Below are 19,297 nucleotides of genomic sequence, written 5' to 3' on the forward strand. Positions count from 1 at the left end.
ATAGGGATGAAGGACATAATCCACCGAAACACCGGCAAAATTGTCTTTCATAATGGAGATAAGAGGGTCCCGCTCATGCTAAATAGACTATTAAAAACTTCGTAGCTATTTATCCAAAAGCATTCCGACACAGCAACAAACCTAACTAGCTATGCACCTTATCCCCCGACCCTGGTCGTCTTATACCGGTAGTTTTTTATAAGCTCTTCAAGTTTTTCTTCATCTTCGGCAGAAAACATCACAATCACAGAATTTACTTTGAAGACAGGAGTAAATGATATCTCTTTCTCTTCCAAAATCTCACCGGCCCACCCTTCTCCCTTGTAAACAAAAGGGAATGAAGCAGTGACCAGCTGCCCGCCAAGCTCTTCAAAGTACATTCCAAGATGGCGGCTGTTAATTCCGCGAAATTCAAGTTCACGGTTAGGCATCCTACCCACCTGCAACCGGCGGAAACAGGGCGAACTGGTCAGTTGGCTCTACTATTGTATCCAGATCGTCCGCATGGATAATATTTTTACCATTTACATATACGTGGACAAACGGCTTAAGCGTTCTTTCTGTTGTAAAAATTTCAGCCTCAAGCTGAGGGTACATTTCAACCATTTTGTCGAGGACATCAATGACGGTGTGCCCGTCCGGAATGACCTCGACCGTAACACCTCCGCAAATATCGCGGAGATTCGCAAACACTTTCACCCGCATGTTGGACCGCCCCTTTCTGATTAATTCCATCATAAGATGAAATTCGGGGTTTGTCACTTCCATCTTCTTTGTTAAAGCATATCGCTTTCATTTAATTTTTCCAGCAGATGTTTGAATATCTTGGATATGTTATAATGACAAACGAAAACCATTTTTTAAAAGGAAAACCCAGGATGATAAATGAGGTTATAGAACGTTTACGACAGCAGCTTTACGAGGAATCTGACCCACAGGCACTTTGCTCAAACCATACTTTGCAGCTAAGCCAGGAGCTTAACAACTTTATTAATTTCCATAACAGGATCACTTCCGGTTTTAATCAGGAACACTCTTCTAATACCAATGTTCATGCAACCATCCTTCAAAACATATTGGATATTTCGTTTGAAGAGAGATTGGAACTTCCCTTTCTGCAATGTGATGAGGCTCTGCGAACAGGTGAATGGGTTAAGATCGGCCTTGTCTGCTCGTTGTTGAATTCAATCTCTGAAAAATACGGATGGGAAGCCGTTCATTATATAGGTGAGCTTGTTCCGGATAAATGCTATTTTCCTGAAACTATCACGAATTTCCAAGAGTCAATCGAAGAGCTGAATAACGCCTATTATTTTAACCATCGATCTAATGTATATATTGGCGAATACCTGCCATATACAGGAACGAAAAATGAAATTCTGCTGTTTTGCCACACTCCTCATTATTTCACCGAATTTAACCATGGACTCATCAAAGGACTCTCAAAAAAGTATAACCAATCCCTTAAGGTATCAGTGCTTACCAGGGAGCACGGGGGACAATTTAAGATCGTTGTATAAAAACATATAAAGACAGCCTGGTATCAGACGATACCAGGCTGCTTAATTTGATTAAGGATATTGTTGAAGCGTGAATTCCAGCTCTCGCTCATTAATAAGGTCTTTTCACCGTTAGCTTGAACGGGACGTTTGCACCGTAATACAACCCAGCATATACATACCGGGTACCGCCCGGGACCACTCCTGATTCATCTGCTGCGGATGATGCCGCCGACCCGATCAGTTCAAAATCATTATTATAGAAGAATACGTCATAATCGTATGAACCGTCTCCTGAACCCTTCAGCTCGAAGGTGTGGATACCGTCACCAAATCCTTCAGGAAGTGTGACGACATATCCGTCGGCTCCCTGGGTTGCCGGATTCGGATTTTTGGTCGTGACGAATTCATTTTCTGTAACTGCCAGTGTTGCAGGAACATCAGCAAGGCTGCCTATGCCAGTGCCCGGATTTCCAGCCTTCACTGTACCTTCCGCAATGAACGGCTCCTCTGTTTCAAGGCTGATCGGCTCTATTTTAGCTTTTCCGCCTGCAAATAACTGAAGCTCTGCCACTTGCACAAACTGTGCAGAATCATCCTGTGCCGATTTTGCGATGAGTTTTACAAACTTTGCATCTACTTGCTGTGCCAAATCAACCCCTTTATACTGGAGATCAGGTGTGGCAGGTCTTGGCTTCCCGGCAACGAATTTATCTTCGGCCACCGCGTTTTAGCAAAATGGTGTCATTGCAGTAGGTGCTGTACAACTTTGGTATTATGCAACACCCCATTGCCAATTTCTTTCGAAGCACCACAAAAAAAGATGCATGGCTAAAGTAACGCCATGCATCTTTTGAATATTGAACGTTCAGCTCAGGAACACCGCTCCATACCCGAGTGAGCCCAAAATGACAAACGCGGGATGTACTTTCAGTTTTTCCATCAATACAAAGCTTGCCACCACCAAAAACAAGGTCTGCAAGACACCGATATCAAAGTATGACCCGGCAAAGAACTGGTATGCCATCACCCCGAGCATGACTGCGATGGCCGGCCGTACATAAAGGGTCATCTTTTTTACTCTCGGTGAGTCCTTGAATTTGTATAAAAGTCCGAGCAGTGCGACCATCAGGATCAATGAGGGGGCAACTGTGGCGAAAACCCCGACAAATGCCCCAAGGACACCGCCCTGCTGGTAGCCTATGTATCCGGCCATTTTTGTCGCAATTGGGCCTGGCAGCGAGTTTCCGAGCGCGAGCACTTCACTGAATTCCTGTACTGTCAGCCAGCCGTAGCGGTCCACCACTTCATTCTCAACCAGCGGAATCGACGACGGGCCGCCGCCATAGCCCAGTATTCCCGGTATGAAAAACGCCAAAAAGATTTTCCACTGAATCATCATACGGTTTTCCTTTCCGGCACACCAGCTGGTTTTTCAGCTGGTACTGCTTTCTTTTTGGCAGGCGCAAATAATGCCCAGCCGAGAAGCCCGGCTATCATTATTCCCGGATGGATTCCGATTGCTTCCATGATGATCAGGCTTGCTGCAACTAGCGCGACATTTGCTTTCCAGCCGAGCCCTTTTTGGCCGTTTTGAAAGAACTGCCACGTCAGTACTGCCAGCATCACCCCAACAACCGGGACGACCGCTTTCGTCATGCCAAGTACCCACGGCTGGTGCCTGAACGTTGAGAGCGATGTCAGCAGCAAAATCATCAGCAAGATCGTCGGTACAATCGAAGCAAGCAACGCATTGAGCAGCCCGGCGATTCCTGCGACCCGGTAGCCGATGTAGCCGGCCATTTTCGTCGCGATCGGACCTGGCAGCGTGTTCGCCAGTGCAAGCACATCGCCAAAGTCTTCATCGCTCATCCATTTATATTTTTCAACCACTTCTTTATGAACGAGCGGGATCGAGGATGGGCCACCACCGTAACCGAGCATGCCTACCCTGAAAAAAGCCAGGAAAATATGCCAATGTTTCTTCATTATTTATCAAATCCTTCAGTCTTCAGCATTTAACACTACCAGACGGCAACCGCACCGTCTGTCCTTGGTTCAGTTCCGCCGATGAGGACACCGGTTTCCGGGTCGCGCCAGATGATCTGGCCGCGGCCGAACCCGCCAGAATCAACGGCCACCTTGATATCATGGCCTTTGCGGACCAGTGCTTCTGCGATATGGGGCGGCAGGGTGCGTTCCACTTCAATCGTTTTCCCTTCTATCCACTGCCACCTCGGTGCATCGAGGGCTGCTTGCGGGTTCAAATGGAAATCTACTGTGTTCATGATGACCTGGACATGGCCTTGAGGCTGCATGTAGCCTCCCATCACCCCAAATGGCCCAACCGGCTGGCCATCTTTTGTGAGGAAACCAGGGATGATCGTATGGTATGTTTTTTTGCCAGGTTCAAGCCGGTTTTCATGGTCCGGATCAAGCGAGAAATCGTGTCCGCGGTTCTGCAGGGCAATCCCTGTTCCCGGAATGACAATCCCTGAACCAAAGCCCATGTAGTTTGACTGGATGAACGATACCATGTTCCCTTCCCCATCAGCCGTGGCTAAGTAAACCGTGCCGCCCTTTGGAGGGGTCCCCGGCTCAGGAGCAAGTGCCGCGTCTCCTAACAAGCCGCGTCTCTCGGCGCCGTATTCCTCACTTAACAGCTGTTCGACCTGCACACTCATTTTATCCCGTTGTGTGATATATTTTTTACCGTCCGCAAACGCTAGCTTCATCGCTTCGATTTGCTTATGGTAAGTTTCTACCGAGTCTTTTTCGCCAAATTCAAATCCCTTCAGCGTGTTCAATGCCATTAGAGCCACAAGTCCCTGTCCATTCGGCGGGATTTCCCATACGTCATAGCCACGGTAGTTCACGCTGATCGGGGTTACCCATTCAGGCTGATAGGCGGCAAGGTCTTCCTTCCTCAAAAATCCGCCATGCTCGCGTGAAAACCCATCAATTTTTTCAGCAAGTTTCCCCCTATAAAAGGACTCCCCATTTGTTTCAGCAATTTCCCTGAGAGTTGCCGCATGGTCAGGCGAACGCCAAATCTCACCGATTTCCGGGGCCCTTCCTTCAGGCGCAAACGTGTTGAACCAGTTCTCGAATTCTTTCCCTTTGAACAGATCCTTGAAAATGCGGGTTGCCCGGCTCCAGTACTTTCCGAGAATCGGTGAGACCGGATACCCATTTTCAGCATACTCGATTGCCGGTGCAAGCACTTCGCTCAATGGCAGCTTGCCGAAGCGCTTGGAAAGTGCAGCCCATGCCCCTGGCGCACCCGGAACTGTAACCGGGACGAGGCCGAATTTTGGCATCGCTTCATGTCCTAATTGTTTTACCGCGTCGATCGTCAGGCCTTGCGGCGCCGGGCCGCTGGCATTCAGCCCATGCAGCTCCCCTTTTGTCCACACGATTGCGAAGGCGTCGCCGCCAATTCCGTTGGAAGTAGGCTCTACGACAGTCAGGCAGGCAGCTGTTGCAATCGCAGCATCAATCGCGTTTCCGCCTTTTTTTAAAATATCAAGTCCTGCCTGGGCAGCGAGGGGCTGCGAAGTTGCCACCATGCCGTTTCGTGCGACGGCAGCCATACGCTGGGATGCATATGGATAATTTAAAGTATCATAACTAGGCATAATGTTCTCCTCAGATTTAAAAAATTCAACTGATTTTATTTCTATATATAGGAAATCATTTTTCACACATGATCGCCAATATTTTACCGGCAACCCATCATCACAAGCCGATTACTTATGGTGGCAGGCAATAAAATGCCCGTCCTCAATTTGCCTCCACTTGGGACGTTCCGCTTTGCACCGCTCGGTTGCCAAAGGGCAGCGGGTATGGAACGCACATCCCGCAGGCGGGTCAGTTGGGCTCGGAAGGTCGCCCTGCAGGCGGATCCGCTCTCGCTTCTTTCCGACAACCGGACGGGGGATGGCAGACAATAGCGCCTCCGTATATGGGTGAGTTGGATTTTCGTACAGCTTCTCGACTGGTGCGAGCTCGACCATTTGGCCAAGGTACATCACAAGCACCCTGTCGCACAGATGGCGGACGACACCGAGATCATGAGACACAAACAAATAGGTCAGTTCATGCTTCCCTTGCAGGTCCTTCAACAGCTTGATGACCTGTGCCTGGACGGAAACATCCAGGGCCGATACCGGCTCATCACACACGATGAAGGAAGGGTTTATCGATATTGCCCTCGCAATCCCGATCCTTTGGCGCTGGCCGCCTGAAAACTCATGCGGGTAGCGGTCATAGTGTTCTTCCTTCAGCCCGACTTCTTTTAACAGCTGGACGACTTTGGCACGTCGCTCATCCGCCGGCAAATCCGTATGGATGATGAGGGCTTCCTCAAGTGCATCGCCAACCCGCTGCTTCGGGTTTAATGATGCGTATGGGTCCTGGAATATCATCTGCATTTCACGTTTGAACGGCTTAAGCTCACGTGATGACTTATGGCTGATGTCAGTTCCATTGAACACCATCGTACCTTCCGTCAATGATTCGAGTCCAAGTATTGTACGCCCGAATGTCGACTTGCCGCAGCCGGATTCACCGACCACCCCTAGTGTCTCCCCTTTGAAAATATCGAGGGTGATACCATCGACCGCTTTCACGTGGCCCTTTACCGTTTTAAAAATCCCGCCTTTGACCGGGTAGTGTTTCTTTACATTTTTTAAGCTAAACAGCACTTGTCGGCTGGTAGTCATGGCACTCACTTTCATCCACCTCCTGGAGCCAGCATCTTACCGCATGGCTGTCCGTCTTCTCGAACCGTTCCGGTGCGCTGCTTAAGCATTTTTCCATTGCAAATGGGCAGCGCGGGTGGAATCGGCATCCACTGATTTGTTCGTTCAAATTCGGGAGTGTCCCCGGAATCGGATTTAATTTAAAATGCGGATCATCCACATTCGGAACCGATGACAAAAGCCCCTTCGTGTATGGATGCTGGGGATTGGTGAAGATCGTTTCAACGTCGCCTTCTTCAATGATCTCGCCTGCATACATAACGATAACCCTGTCCGCCACTTCTGCAACCACACCCATATCGTGCGTGATCATGATGACACTTGTTTCAAATTCATCCTTCAAATCGTTCATGAGGTCTAGGATTTGTGCCTGAACCGTCACGTCCAGGGCAGTAGTCGGTTCATCTGCAATCAACAGCTGCGGATTGCAGGCCAGTGCGATCGCAATCATGACCCGCTGTCTCATCCCTCCGGAAAGTTCGTGCGGATATTGCTCCATCCGCTTTTCCGGCAATGGGATCCCGACCTGGCGCAAAAGGTCAATCCCCTTCTGGTGAGCCTCTTTTTTGGAGAGCTTGCGGTGGATCATCAACGGTTCACGAAGCTGGAATCCTACCGTAAAAGTCGGATTTAACGCAGTCATCGGTTCCTGGAAAATCATTGAGATTTCGTTTCCGCGAATTTTTCGCATCTGATCGTGCTTCAGCTCCAACAGGTTTTTACCATTGAATTCAATCGATCCTTCCGAGCTGGCATTTCCGGCCAATAGCCCCATCACCGACAATGCGGTAATGCTCTTGCCGCATCCGGATTCCCCGACAATACAGAGTGTCTCCCCTTTGTCGAGAGAAAAAGAAATACCGCGGACGGCAGCAACTTCGCCGCCCGCAGTCTTGAATTTTGTTACCAGATTATTGACCTCTAGAATGGTTTGGGCCATTTTTATCCCTACTTTCTTTCCGCGTTGTACAGTGTCCACTGGGCAGTAGGTTCAAGATTGATTCCAGATACAGATTTGTCATATGCGATCGAAGCTACTCCGTGATAAATCGGTATCACTGGAAGGTCTGTCAGAACCATTTCATTAGCCTCTTTCAGCAGCTTTTTGCGCTCGTCCTGGTCAACTGTCGCACGGGAATCTTCGATCAGCTTGTCAAGTTCCGGGTTTTTGTAACGGCCAACGTTAGTTACACCGGAATTTTTAGAATGGAGCCTTGGGAAGAGCAGTTCGCTTCCGTCACCTGTTACGTTGGACCAGCCGGCAACAGTCAAGTCAAATTGGCCGTTTTGGGTCGCTTCAATGTATGTGCCCCATTCAAGCGTTTCAATCTTGACTTTAAATCCGGCTTCGGTAAGCTGTGCCTGAAGAACTTCTGCCATTGTCATATAAGCGGCAGTATTCGCAGCCAGCAGTGTGACTTCCTTCTTGTCAAAGCCATTTGCTTTTACAATTTCCTTCGCTTTTGCTGGGTCGTGTTTTGGTGCTTCAGCTTCTGATGATTTGTCATAGCCAAAAACTTCCGGGCCGATGAAAGAGCTTGATTTTACACCAAGTCCGCGGAGCTTTTCAACGTACCCTTCTGTATCGATCGCGTGGGCTACTGCCTGGCGGAATTCAGGGTTGTTCAGTGGCTCTCTCTCCATATTGAAAGCAAGGTAATACACTGGTGTTCCTTCCTGCTTCTCGATTTCAACATTCTTCAGCTTTTCCACACGAGGAAGCAGCTCTGCAGTGACATTATCGATGAAATTGACTTTACCAGTCTGCAGCATGGATACTGCTGTTGTAATTTCCGGCACTACTTTATAAGTGACCTTTTGTAGCTTTGGTGCTCCCTGCCAGTAATCTTTGTTTGCTTCAAGAACGATATCTTCCCCGTTTTCCTTTGCCTTAAATTTGAATGGGCCTGTGCCGACAGGGTCTTTCATCAAGTCCTGTTTCTGGTCGGCCGTCGGGCTGACGATTGCAGCATTTGCGTGGGTCAGCGCAGCAAGCATTGGCCCGTATGGCTGTGCAGTTTTTAACACAACAGTATGTTCATCCTGTACTTCGATGGATGTAATCGGCTCAAGCAGTGATGCGCGCGGAGCGGCTGTCTTTGGATCCTTGATCTTGTCAAATGTGTATTTTACAGCTTCAGCGTTAAAATCGGTACCATCCTGGAACTTAATATTTTTCTTCAGGGTGATGATCCATGTATTCGGGTCTGGGTTTTCAGCTTTTTCAGCGAGAAGCCCTTTTATTTCATTTGACTTTGCATCACGGTAAAACAGCGTTTCATAAATCTGTTCATTAACCGCTGATGACACGGAATCATTCGTTAAAATTGGTGACAGGCCAATGACCTTTGATGTTGTCGCATATGTTATTTCCTGCGCAGCTGCCTCTTTAGTACTTCCCCCTGTTGATGAACTGCTGCTGCAACCTACTAAAGCAAAAACCAATATTAAAAGCAGGCTTAAACCTTTTGTTAACAAATTTTTTCCCATTATCTTTTCCTCCTCTTATTTATCCAGGTTCATGCCAGGATCCAGCGCGTCACGGAGCGCGTCCCCTACCACGTTAAATGCAAACACTACGCACATGATGGCGATTCCCGGAATGACGATCATGTGCGGTGATGTCCACATGAAATCCTGTCCGGCTGAAATCATCGCGCCCCACTCAGGTGTCGGCGGCTGTGCACCAAGTCCGAGGAAGCTCAGTGATGCTGTCGACAGAATTGCGGTTGCCATCCTCATGGTCGCAAACACAATGATTGGTGCCATGCAGTTCGGCAGGATGTGCTTAAAGAGAATCCTCAAATCACTTGCTCCGAGTGATTTCATCGCGAGGATATATTCCTGCTTCTTAATTGACAGGACACTGCCCCTGACAATCCTTGCACAAGTCGGTATGGACCAGATGCTGATTGCAATTATTACATTTGCAAGGCTTGTACCTAAAATCGCAATGATCAGCATTGCGAGCAGAATTCCTGGAAAAGCAAACAATAAATCCACGAATCTCATGATTACACTGTCGAGCCTTCTATAGTAGCCTGCAGTCAGTCCAAGTGTGATTCCGCCCAGTAATCCGAGTGTTACTGCACCGATCCCGACAAACAGTGAGATCCTTGCCCCATATACGAGGCGGCTCCACATATCGCGCCCAAAATTATCTGTGCCGAGCCAATGGCCTTCGGTTCCTGGTGGGAGCTCAGACATCGCCAGGTTTTGTTTTACCGGATCGTATGTAGCAAATACCGGAGCCAGCACCGCAAGGATAATTTGAATGGCAATAATGATCAGCCCGGCTACAGCGACTTTATTTTTAACAATCCTCTTCCATGTTTTCAAAAGGGCCAAATCCTTTTTCTTTTCTGGAAGGGATGCAACCGGGGCACCGGCTGTTTCAGTAGTCATCGTTATCTTCCCCCCTCCTTATTCATAGCTGATCCTAGGATCAATAAATGCATAAACGATGTCGACGATCAGGTTGACAAGAACGAACAGTGTCGCGACGAGGAGCACCGCCCCCTGGACCATTGGAAAGTCCCTTGCCGCGATCGATTCGATCATCAGCCGGCCAACGCCATTGATGGCAAAAACCTGCTCGGTAATGATCGTTCCGCCCAGCAAAAAGCCGAAGTTTAAACCGATGACTGTAATGACCGGAATCATCGCATTCCGCAGGCCGTGGAGCATGACTACTGATCGCTCTCTTACTCCTTTTGCCCGGGCTGTCCTGATATAGTCAGCCCTTATCACCTCAAGCATCGCCGAGCGGCTCATCCTGGCAATCATCGCTGCCGAACCTGTTCCGAGCGTAAGAGCCGGCAAGATCAGCTGCTTTGCTCCTTCAATCGTCCAAAATGGTTCAGTTAAGCCCCCGACCGGAAGCCATTGCAGATTGACGGCAAAAACGAGAATCAGGATCGCCCCCAACCAGAAATTCGGGATTGAAATTCCGGCCAATGCTATCACGGTTGCGGCACCGTCGAACCAGGAATTGTGCTTCAATGCCGAGATAATCCCCGCCGTCACACCTATAATGACTGCAACAATGATGCTGGCGATTGCCAGGTTCAAAGTATTAGGGAACCTGCTCAAAAGCGCCTCCGAGACTGCTTCCTTCGTCTGGAATGAGAAGCCAAAATCCCCCTGGACTACACCTTTTAAATAATCAAAGTACTGCACCAGGATTGGCTCGTTCAACCCGAGATTCTCCCTTATGCTCTCGATATCTTCTTTTGACGCTGTCGGCCCGCCTATGATGCTTGCCGGATCGCCCGGCGCAATGTGCATGCTCATAAAGACGATAAAAGAAATGCCAACCAATAGCAGCAACAGCTGCAACAGCCGCCTGATAATTAAGCCTAACACCTTCCGACCTCCTTAATAGAATCATGATAGAATATAAAGTTACGAAAACAGGCCAGAATGACCTCCGTTTTCCACACCTCCGAAAAAATGAAAACGTTTTATTTTTCGTTACGTTTGTAAACCTAAAATTTATATTAGTTTTACAAACGTAATAAATTTTAATTGTTTTTGATTTTAATATATATTCTGAAAGTTGTCTATAAAAATTTTTGAAAAATATTCATATTTTAAAAAATCCCTCATCGGGCTATCCGATCTTACCTTTATTACCTACTTCGGGCGTGCAATGCCCCCTGATTCTCTCTTCCAGTTCTAGTAGTAAAAAATTACATAAAAAAACCCTTGGCACTCAAGCCACAGGGTATGATTCATTGCTATTGGACCAAAACCATAGGATTCTTCTGCGTAAAGTCCATTAGAACCTCTCTATCGGACAAAAAATATAGGACTCTTCTTCGTAAAGTCGATTAGCACCACTCTATTCGATCGAATCCAGACACTTCCATTTCGTACAGAAGCATTAGAACCACTCTATTCGACCGAATCTAGAAACCTCCACCGCGTAAAGTTGATTAGAACCCTTCTATTCGACCAAATCCAGGCACTTCCATTTCGTACAGAAGATTAGAACCACTCTATTCAACCGAATCTAGAAACCTCCACCGCGTAAAGTCGATTAGAACCTCTCTATTCGACCTAATCTAGAAACCTCCACCGCGTAAAGTCGATTAGAACCTCTCTATTCGACCGAATCTAGAAACCTCTACCGCGTAAAGTCGATTAGAACCCTTCTATTCGACCAAATCTAGGCACTTCCATCTCGTAAAGTCGATTAGAACCGCTCTACTGGAATGAATCTAGCAAGTAACTCAACGTAAATTCCACCGGGGAGATTATTATTTTCATCAGTTGCTTTATAGCTTTAAGCCCGTGCGGCTCTTAAAGCGGCGCAGCATGATCTGGCTTTCTACGCGGCTGATTCCCTCCACCGCATACAGTTCATTATTTATAAACTTTTCGAGGGAGGCAAAATCCTCGACAAGTACATGCATATGTAAAGTGCTCGGTCCTGTCATCTGGTAGCAGCTGGCCACACTAGGGTTATTGGCCAGGCTTTCGGCGACAGACACTAGAAAAGCAGGTTCACAGTCGACCTCGAAAAAAGCAGACACCTTTTTTCCCACCGCTTCTGAATTGACTACGACGCTGAATTTTTCAATTATACCGCTTTCTTCCATGCGGTTGACCCTTTCCCGTACTGCCACCCGCGAAAGGTTTAATTCTTTTCCGATATCCGCGTACGACATTCTGCCATTGTTCATTAGTAAATCCAGGATTTTCCGGTCCGTATCATCAATTTTCATAAATGCCACCACACATCCATACATTTTTGTCATCATACTTTTATAGAATTGACCTTGTCAACAAGATTAATATTCTCCATTGTTCCGCATTCTCCTGTCTGACGGTAAAAATCAACTGAATTATCCCGGAAAAATTTTCCCTCAGGACATTTGCCTGCACCATGACTGCAAACCCTTGCTTCAATGTCCTGCGCTTATGCAAACAGGAATAAAAAAAGCCGTCCACAGACAGCTAATCTAGCATTTTTCTAATCTTTCTTATTGCTGCCATGGAAAGCCTACCGGTGCTGTAAACTATGTCAATATACCATATTTACATCGTGATAATATTTAAACTCCAGCAAATTGTTTGCAGGGTCGATCAGGAAAAATGTAATATGTTCTTCCTGCATATCCTTGAACCGGGTCATGGGTGTCTGGAAAAAGGGAAGATTTTCCCTGATGGCAAGTTCGATAAGCTGGTTAAACTCTTCTTTGTCTGTAAAAGTCATTCCAAAGTGGCGAGGATACATCTCAGGTGACCGATCCACTTTTTCCGGGTTCAGGTGGCAGACTAACTGGTCACCGAAGAAATTGAATGTTACCCGGTCACGATACCTTCTGGCAAGCGTGCAGCCGAGCTTCGTATAAAACTCAGCCGTTTCATCAAGATTCTTGCACGGGATGGCAAGATGGAATACTTTATTCGTTTCTCTCATTTTTTCTCCCCTTGTCCAGTTGCAGCGCCTATCCCCTCGGGTCATAAGCCAATCCCTTTCAGAAGGTAAAAAGCGCCTTCCTGCAGGTCTCATTTTATGCCTGTCGGACTTGCACAGTATGTCACCAAAAAATCACAGATTTTTTGGCTGCGGCATTTCGGGGAAGCTTTCCCTAATGCTGACGTCGACGTTCACCACAGGACGTGGTGCCTCTTAGTCGACGTTCTTCTGCCAAGGCGCTTCACTTTTCGATTTAATCAAATAAATGGAAGGTATCTGAACGCAGGCCAAGCCTCAGTGTTTCAAGCGCGATTGGATCAGCGAAGGAAATATTGGCCAGGTTGACGTTGGCGCCTGCAGCCGTGATAAGGGCCGTCTGAATTTGCTTATTCGGAGCTTCAAAGATCACCCGGTCAAGTCCGATTCCTGATGAGATTATGTCCTCTATGATTTCAAAGCGGATTTCACCGTTGCCCCTGCAAAAACCGCTTGTTCCGCTTTCGCGGGCTTCAGTTATGACTTTTGCCGAGCCGGCATCCAGATCTTCGTGAATCCATTCAATCCATTGAGCCGGACTGAAATCCTCGGACTTTTCGGTGCTTTTATTTCCGACTTCGCTGAACACAGTGAAATGCCTGGAAAATTCGCTGATAAACAAAGCCTTCTCTTTATTGTTCATATCAAAAGTGCCATTGGAAATTTCAACATACCGGCAGCCATGTTTTTCGCAATACTTATAGAACTGCTCCACCTTGCCCTGGCTGACAAACTTTTCAAACAGAGTCCCGCCGAAAAAATATTCAATTTTTTTCTGCCGTAAAAACTCTATTTTTTCCTCTAGACTCGAGGAAATGATTGATGTGCCCCAGCCAAATTTCACATAATCCACAAATTCGGATGCCCCATTGATTGTGTCCTTGAAAAATTGTAGTGGATTACCGTTATCAATTAATACAGTGATGCCGGAAATTCTCGGTTTCAAGTCCCTCTTGGGCAGGTTCAGTCCTGATTCCCTCATACATACACCTTCCTGATTTCCGGCGTTGCACCCTCGCTGTACACCTTCATGACAAACCCGCTGTCGATTTCTTTTATGCAATAAAAAATATCCCTCGGGTCAAATTCAGGCTGGGCTTCATCAAAGAATTTTCCCGCAGCCTCGCATTTTAAAATCCTGTCGGCCGTTTCTGAAGCTGTTGCTGACGATGTACCGTGTATAAACCCTTTTATATACTCTGCGCAAGCAAGGTCGTCATCACCTGTTGGGTGTGAGGCAACGATATTCACCGTGAAGCCCTTCCTGGAATGGCTGTACTTCTTCCTAATGTATTCTGCTGTTGCCCTCGCGTTTGAAAAACCTGTGACTATTACATCTTCAGCATCAAGGGAGTTTAAAGCAGCTTTCACCCCATTTGTCGTCTTTTGGACGATAACCCTTTCGTTTAATTCGAAATCCGCGACTCGCTTTGGGGAATTATCCAAATCAAAGCCGGGAATTTGCAGCCCCTTAATTTCCCCTGCTAAAAGGTATTCCGGATTTTCGGCTTTTAAACGAAATGCCTCTTCGACCGTTCCAGTTAAAATGATTTTTCTGGCCCCATGGAGAAAAGCCTGGTGCGCAACCGTAAACGCCCTGATTACATCTATGATGACATTGACATGTGCATGGGCCAGACGGTGGTCATATCCCTGGTAAATATTGATTTCCACCAATTCACCTCCAAATCTAAAAAGCAAAACTGGCTGGGCACTGCAGCTTAAATTCAGCTAATTATGTGTATTCGCCTACCTGTCGAGAGGTTCATGAAAGGATGAAATTTAACAAATTGAAAATTAGGCTTTTACCCTATGAACGAACCCGGCATGGCATGAATAAATTGCCTTTAGGTTTTCACCTATTTGTAGCGCAGGTTCAGGGCACAGCAACGGGGCTGCCCTGAAACACAGCGCGAAGTGAGGGAGAGTACAATGAAAGGTATCTTGACCTATGACACGTGGTCTGACCAACTCCTTGAAAAACTAGGACAGGAATTGAAGGACTATACGGACATCCTTAGATGGACTTACCGGGAATACGGAGATAAAGTCCTGTATGCATGCAGCTTTGGTGCCGAAGCAATAGTGATGCTTGACCTGATTTCAAAAGTTGCAGACCATCCGAAAATTGTTTTTTTAGATACCGGGCTTCATTTTAAGGAAACGTATGAGCTGATCGAAAAAATACGAACCAAATATCCGGGACTGGATTTAGAACTGGTTCAGCCGTCGCTATCCTTGGAATCGCAGTCAACAAAGTACGGGGCTGAATTGTGGAAAAGCGATCCAAATCTTTGCTGCTATCTCCGTAAAATAAAACCTCTTGAAGAAAAACTTTCTACAGTACATGCGTGGATTTCCGGGCTAAGGCGGGATCAGTCCCCCACAAGGAAAAATACTCAATTCATCAATAGAGATGAGCGTTTCAAAAAAATTAAAATATGCCCGTTAATCCATTGGACGCGGGAAGATATATGGAGTTATATCCGGTTGAACAATCTGCCCTATAATGAGCTTCATGACAAATCATACCCAAGTATCGGATGCGAGAAATGTACCGTGCCTGTAACAGGTTCCGAAGACCAGCGTGCGGGGCGGTGGGTTCAATTTAACAAAACGGAATGCGGGCTGCACAGGGCATAACAGCATGTTCAGGCACATCCAAAAGTTTTAGGAGGAGGATAAAATGGTTCAGCCTCACGGTGGCGTGTTAATTGATCGGATGAACAGCGACTTTCCAGTTGATTCTTGCCGGATCGAGATTGAATTGGACAATATGGGATTAAGCGACCTTGAATTAATCGCGATTGGTGCGTACAGCCCGCTGACCGGATTCATGGGGGAAAAGGATTACCGGTCCGTTGTAACAGGCATGCGCCTGTCTGGCGGTCTTCCCTGGAGCATCCCGGTAACATTGGCAGTCTCTGAGGACACAGCAAAGAACATAGCGGTCGGTGAAACAATACGGCTGGCCAAAGACGGTTTCGTTTACGGTGTCATGACTGTGACGGATCTTTTTGTTCCAGATAAAAAGATCGAAGCAAAGTATGTATACCAAACCGAAGACCGGGCCCACCCGGGTGTCAGAAAATTATTTGAACGGGGCAGCGTTTATATTGGCGGGCCCATTACCCTTGTCAGCCGCCCGGCAAGAGATCATTTCCGGGAATTCCACCTTGATCCTGTTGAATCACGGGCATTGTTCGCACAACTGGGATGGCAGACGATCGTGGGCTTCCAGACCCGGAATCCTGTGCACCGTGCCCATGAATATATCCAGAAGACAGCACTTGAAACGGTTGATGGTTTATTTCTGCACCCGCTTGTTGGCGAAACGAAAGCGGATGATATTCCAAGCGATATCAGGATGGAAAGCTATCAGGTTTTACTTCAAAACTATTATCCCCATGACAGGGTAAAGCTAGCCGTATTCCCGGCCTCCATGAGATATGCCGGCCCCCGTGAAGCAATTTTCCACGCGATCGTCAGGAAAAATTACGGCTGTACACATTTCATTGTCGGACGTGACCATGCTGGAGTAGGAAATTACTATGGCAGCTATGATGCACAGAAAATCTTCAGCAACTTCGCTCCTGAAGAGATTGGCATTGCCACCCTGTTCTTTGAAAATAGCTTTTATTGCAATAAATGTGGGAATATGGCCTCAACCAAAACGTGTCCACACAGCAGCGAATTCCATGTCTCATTATCCGGGACGAAAGTACGGGAAATGCTTCATAACGGGGAGGTCCCGCCGCCGGAGTTCAGCCGCCCCGAGGTAGCAAATGTTTTAATAAACGGCCTTCAAAAAAATTTTATCCATCCAGGAGGAAAAAAAAGTGAGCAGTCACATCACATGGCATGAATGTGCGGTAAGCAAAGGTGACAGGCAGAGGTTAAACCAGCATAAGAGCTGTGTCCTCTGGTTCACAGGCATGTCCGGTTCAGGAAAGTCATCAATCGCCAATGAAGTCGACCGTCGGTTATATTCCCTTGGAAAACGAAGCTATGTTTTGGATGGTGATAATATCAGGCATGGCCTCAACAAGGGACTGGGCTTCAGCCGGGAGGACCGGGTGGAGAATATCCGCCGGATCGGGGAAGTATCCAAATTATTTGCGGACAGCGGCGTAATAGTCCTCACGGCTTTCATCTCGCCATTTGCAGAAGACCGGAACAGGGTGAGGGAGATTTTTCCCAGCGGTGAATTCATCGAAATATTTGTGGACTGCCCCTTAAGTGTGTGTGAACAGAGAGATCCTAAAGGATTATACCAAAAAGCCCGAAAAGGAGAGATCCGGGAATTCACCGGTATTGACTCGCCATACGAGCCGCCATCCACACCAGAACTCGTGATTGAGTCTCATAAATATTCGATTGATGAATGTGCACACCTCGTGGTTGGTTACTTAAGAGAAAACGGAATTATTTAAAGTCCGAATGAGCCCTGATTCCAGGGCTTTCCGGACATTCATTTGCCCCCGCGTTTATAAGCACCGCCTAAGTGACAATAATAACAACGAAAGTAATTGGTGTAGCGGGGATTTGATTACTTTGTATTTTTTCCAAAGCCAGGAAACGTTAACCGTTGTCCATTGGATACTCAGGGCTGTTGTCTCGTTTTTCTTTATGCTGGTGACTGTACGAATAATGGGCCAGCGCTCTATTTCACAATTAAGGCTGCTTGATTTCGTGATGGCTTTAATCTTGGGCAATATCATTGCACACCCCCTTTCAGATGAACAGTTGGCTATGACAGGCTCGATGGTTACAATATCTGCACTTGTTTTTCTTTATATTGCCGCAATCATGATAAGCGCAAAATGGAAATGGCTCAGGCATCTCCTAAACCCTGTCCCGTTCGTGCTTATCAAAGATGGGGAAATAATTTATAAGGGACTTAAAAAAGCCAGAATATCAATTGACTACTTATTGACCGAAGTGAGGAAGGACAAGATAGCGGATATTAAAAAGATAGCACTTGCATTATGGGAGGCAGATGGAACCATCTCCATTTTTTTGCACCCCCGGGATCAGGCTGTAACCCCGCGGTTATTAAAAGTGCCCACCGAGCCATTTGATTACCCGAGGACGATCATCGTTGAAGGGAAAATCGATGCAGAGGAATTGCATCACCTCAATAAAGACAGGAAATGGCTGATTGACCAGCTGCGTGCGGAACATAAAACTGAAGTAAGGAATGTTTTATTGGCAACACTCGACAGTAAAGACAATTTAACGGTTTTATTTTACCGATAACTGCTTCCATTTGGGCAAATTCTGCTGTAAACACGATTACTGGAGTCCATGGTGGCTTTCAATGTTATACTTTAAAATAAAGTACTAGAAAGCCATTTTTTAAGCTTTTATGGAGGCATAATGGAAAATAGAACCGCAATCTTAGCCAACCAGAGGGCAAAGGGGATGATCCTGGTCCTGACTGGTGCGTCTTTTTGGGGCATTTCCGGGACAGTTGCGCAATACCTGTTTCATGAGCAACATTTCAGTGCCGATTGGCTCGTCGTTGCCAGATTGCTATCAGCAGGGATGATCATGCTGCTCATATCCCATGTATCCGGAGGCCAAAACATATGGGGCATCTGGAAGGACACGCGTGATCGGGTGAGCCTGCTTATTTTTGGAGTTGCAGGCATGCTGGGGGTGCAATATACATATTTTGCCGCGATTGAAGAAGGGAATGCCGCTGCGGCGACAGTTTTGCAATATCTTGCACCGATCATCATCACCTGTTTTTTGTGCCTGCGGTCGAAGCAATTGCCGGCCAGACATGTAGTCACTGCCGTTGTGTTGGCGCTGGTTGGCACCTTCCTGCTTGTTACCGGAGGAAGCTCGGAGACGTTGGCTATTCCCGGATCGGCTGTATTCTGGGGAATCAGCTCTGCGTTTGCACTCGCGTTTTATACACTACAGCCGGCAAGGCTGCTGGCAAGGTGGGGCTCATTCTTAACGGTTGGGTGGGGCATGATGATTGGCGGCATCGGCTTCAGTTTCATCACTCCCCCCTGGCAGCTTGCAGGCCAGTGGTCCCTTTCTTCAGTGCTCGCTATTGCGTTTGTTATCATTTTTGGAACATTGATTGCTTTCTATTGTTACATGGAGGCCTTGAAGCATATCAACGCATCCGAAACGAGCCTGCTTGCAAGTGTGGAACCTTTGTCAGCAGCCTGTTTATCGGTTGTTTGGCTTCATGTGCCGTTCGGGCCGGCTGAGTGGACTGGCACATTATTCATAATAAGCACGATTTTTATATTATCCGTTCCAAAAAAATAAGAAGGCAGGTGTTCCCTGCCTTCTATTATCCGACCCCTTGCGGCTCTTCATCTTTCAGTGGATGTTTCTTCCATTGACGTTTCTTCCCTTTCCTCATGCCATTGTTTTATGTGGGTAAGAATCGAGAACACAAGGAAAAAGTTCATAGCCCATACGCTTATAAATGGGTTTATTCCACCGAAATCAATTGTGTAGTAACCCTTTAATTTCATGACAATGAACGATTCGACAAAAACAAGAATGAACCCCGCTACACCTGCAACCGACATCCTGACCATCCC

Annotated in this window: 22 protein-coding genes; 6 read left to right on the forward strand and 16 right to left on the reverse strand. The window is 47.0% G+C overall.

The features are described 5' to 3' along the window. Positions 1-158: 158 nt before the first annotated feature. Positions 159-431, reverse strand: coding sequence for a hypothetical protein (locus tag CVD19_RS10615; RefSeq protein WP_101581831.1), 273 nt, complete (start codon positions 429-431; stop codon positions 159-161). Between the two features lies 1 nt (position 432). After that, positions 433-705 carry a ubiquitin-like small modifier protein 1 gene (locus tag CVD19_RS10620; protein WP_101581832.1) on the reverse strand — a complete coding sequence of 91 codons (273 nt, stop codon included), beginning with the start codon at positions 703-705 and terminating at the stop codon, positions 433-435. A gap of 173 nt (positions 706-878) precedes the next feature. Between CVD19_RS10620 and CVD19_RS10625 the strand changes: the two genes are divergently transcribed. Then, entirely contained in the window at positions 879-1,520 is a 642-nt protein-coding gene (locus CVD19_RS10625; RefSeq protein WP_180953591.1) for an aspartyl-phosphate phosphatase Spo0E family protein, read from the forward strand. A gap of 91 nt (positions 1,521-1,611) precedes the next feature. Here the strand turns inward: CVD19_RS10625 and CVD19_RS10630 are convergent, their stop codons facing one another. The 13 genes from CVD19_RS10630 to CVD19_RS10690 form a co-directional block, all read right to left on the reverse strand. After that, complete coding sequence (locus tag CVD19_RS10630; protein WP_180953592.1) at positions 1,612-2,151, reverse strand: hypothetical protein; 540 nt, start codon at positions 2,149-2,151, stop codon at positions 1,612-1,614. Between the two features lie 216 nt (positions 2,152-2,367). Then, positions 2,368-2,898 (reverse strand): chromate transporter, encoded by a 531-nt coding sequence (locus CVD19_RS10635; RefSeq protein WP_101581834.1) that lies wholly within the window; start codon positions 2,896-2,898, stop codon positions 2,368-2,370. Next, positions 2,898-3,488, reverse strand: coding sequence for a chromate transporter (locus CVD19_RS10640; RefSeq protein ID WP_101581835.1), 591 nt, complete (start codon positions 3,486-3,488; stop codon positions 2,898-2,900). Before CVD19_RS10640 ends, CVD19_RS10635 begins: the two co-directional genes overlap by 1 nt. 35 nt (positions 3,489-3,523) lie before the next feature. After that, positions 3,524-5,137: a gamma-glutamyltransferase family protein gene (locus CVD19_RS10645; RefSeq protein WP_101581836.1), complete on the reverse strand. Its 1,614-nt coding sequence runs from the start codon at positions 5,135-5,137 to the stop codon at positions 3,524-3,526. 111 nt (positions 5,138-5,248) lie between these two features. Next, positions 5,249-6,223 carry an ABC transporter ATP-binding protein gene (locus tag CVD19_RS10650; RefSeq protein WP_101581873.1) on the reverse strand — a complete coding sequence of 325 codons (975 nt, stop codon included), beginning with the start codon at positions 6,221-6,223 and terminating at the stop codon, positions 5,249-5,251. Then, positions 6,195-7,202 carry an ABC transporter ATP-binding protein gene (locus CVD19_RS10655; RefSeq protein WP_101581837.1) on the reverse strand — a complete coding sequence of 336 codons (1,008 nt, stop codon included), beginning with the start codon at positions 7,200-7,202 and terminating at the stop codon, positions 6,195-6,197. Before CVD19_RS10655 ends, CVD19_RS10650 begins: the two co-directional genes overlap by 29 nt. 8 nt (positions 7,203-7,210) lie before the next feature. Beyond that, positions 7,211-8,752, reverse strand: coding sequence for an ABC transporter substrate-binding protein (locus tag CVD19_RS10660; RefSeq protein ID WP_101581838.1), 1,542 nt, complete (start codon positions 8,750-8,752; stop codon positions 7,211-7,213). Between the two features lie 15 nt (positions 8,753-8,767). After that, positions 8,768-9,667: an ABC transporter permease gene (locus CVD19_RS10665; RefSeq protein WP_101581839.1), complete on the reverse strand. Its 900-nt coding sequence runs from the start codon at positions 9,665-9,667 to the stop codon at positions 8,768-8,770. A gap of 18 nt (positions 9,668-9,685) precedes the next feature. Next, positions 9,686-10,627, reverse strand: a complete 942-nt coding sequence (gene nikB / locus CVD19_RS10670) for a nickel ABC transporter permease (RefSeq protein ID WP_101581840.1) — start codon at positions 10,625-10,627, stop codon at positions 9,686-9,688. 914 nt (positions 10,628-11,541) lie between these two features. Continuing rightward, positions 11,542-11,991, reverse strand: a complete 450-nt coding sequence (locus CVD19_RS10675) for an Lrp/AsnC family transcriptional regulator (RefSeq protein ID WP_101581841.1) — start codon at positions 11,989-11,991, stop codon at positions 11,542-11,544. A gap of 299 nt (positions 11,992-12,290) precedes the next feature. Continuing rightward, positions 12,291-12,689: a VOC family protein gene (locus tag CVD19_RS10680; protein ID WP_101581842.1), complete on the reverse strand. Its 399-nt coding sequence runs from the start codon at positions 12,687-12,689 to the stop codon at positions 12,291-12,293. A 253-nt stretch (positions 12,690-12,942) separates the two neighbouring features. Next, positions 12,943-13,707 carry a phosphosulfolactate synthase gene (locus CVD19_RS10685; RefSeq protein ID WP_101581843.1) on the reverse strand — a complete coding sequence of 255 codons (765 nt, stop codon included), beginning with the start codon at positions 13,705-13,707 and terminating at the stop codon, positions 12,943-12,945. Next, positions 13,704-14,399 (reverse strand): 2-phosphosulfolactate phosphatase, encoded by a 696-nt coding sequence (locus tag CVD19_RS10690; protein ID WP_101581844.1) that lies wholly within the window; start codon positions 14,397-14,399, stop codon positions 13,704-13,706. The genes CVD19_RS10685 and CVD19_RS10690 overlap by 4 nt, the downstream gene beginning before the upstream one ends. A gap of 258 nt (positions 14,400-14,657) precedes the next feature. Between CVD19_RS10690 and CVD19_RS10695 the strand changes: the two genes are divergently transcribed. From CVD19_RS10695 to CVD19_RS10715, 5 genes are all read left to right on the forward strand, one after another. Beyond that, positions 14,658-15,368 (forward strand): phosphoadenylyl-sulfate reductase, encoded by a 711-nt coding sequence (locus tag CVD19_RS10695; protein ID WP_101581845.1) that lies wholly within the window; start codon positions 14,658-14,660, stop codon positions 15,366-15,368. Positions 15,369-15,411: 43 nt separating this feature from the next. Continuing rightward, positions 15,412-16,590, forward strand: a complete 1,179-nt coding sequence (gene sat, locus CVD19_RS10700; protein ID WP_101581846.1) for a sulfate adenylyltransferase — start codon at positions 15,412-15,414, stop codon at positions 16,588-16,590. Continuing rightward, positions 16,565-17,158, forward strand: a complete 594-nt coding sequence (gene cysC / locus CVD19_RS10705) for an adenylyl-sulfate kinase (RefSeq protein ID WP_101581847.1) — start codon at positions 16,565-16,567, stop codon at positions 17,156-17,158. The genes sat and cysC overlap by 26 nt, the downstream gene beginning before the upstream one ends. A gap of 121 nt (positions 17,159-17,279) precedes the next feature. Then, a complete protein-coding gene (locus tag CVD19_RS10710; protein WP_101581848.1) occupies positions 17,280-17,984 on the forward strand; it encodes a DUF421 domain-containing protein in 705 nt (234 codons plus the stop codon). 120 nt (positions 17,985-18,104) lie between these two features. Then, complete coding sequence (locus CVD19_RS10715) at positions 18,105-19,016, forward strand: DMT family transporter (protein ID WP_101581849.1); 912 nt, start codon at positions 18,105-18,107, stop codon at positions 19,014-19,016. 47 nt (positions 19,017-19,063) lie between these two features. Here CVD19_RS10715 and CVD19_RS10720 read toward each other — a convergent pair whose 3' ends face one another. Continuing rightward, the gene (locus CVD19_RS10720) at positions 19,064-19,294 is read right to left on the reverse strand and encodes a hypothetical protein (protein ID WP_101581850.1); all 231 of its coding nucleotides are present in this window, start codon (positions 19,292-19,294) and stop codon (positions 19,064-19,066) included. Between the last annotated feature and the right edge of the window lie 3 nt (positions 19,295-19,297).

Source organism: Bacillus sp. T33-2 (genome assembly GCF_002860205.1).
Taxonomy (GTDB): Bacteria; Bacillota; Bacilli; order Bacillales; family Cytobacillaceae; genus T33-2.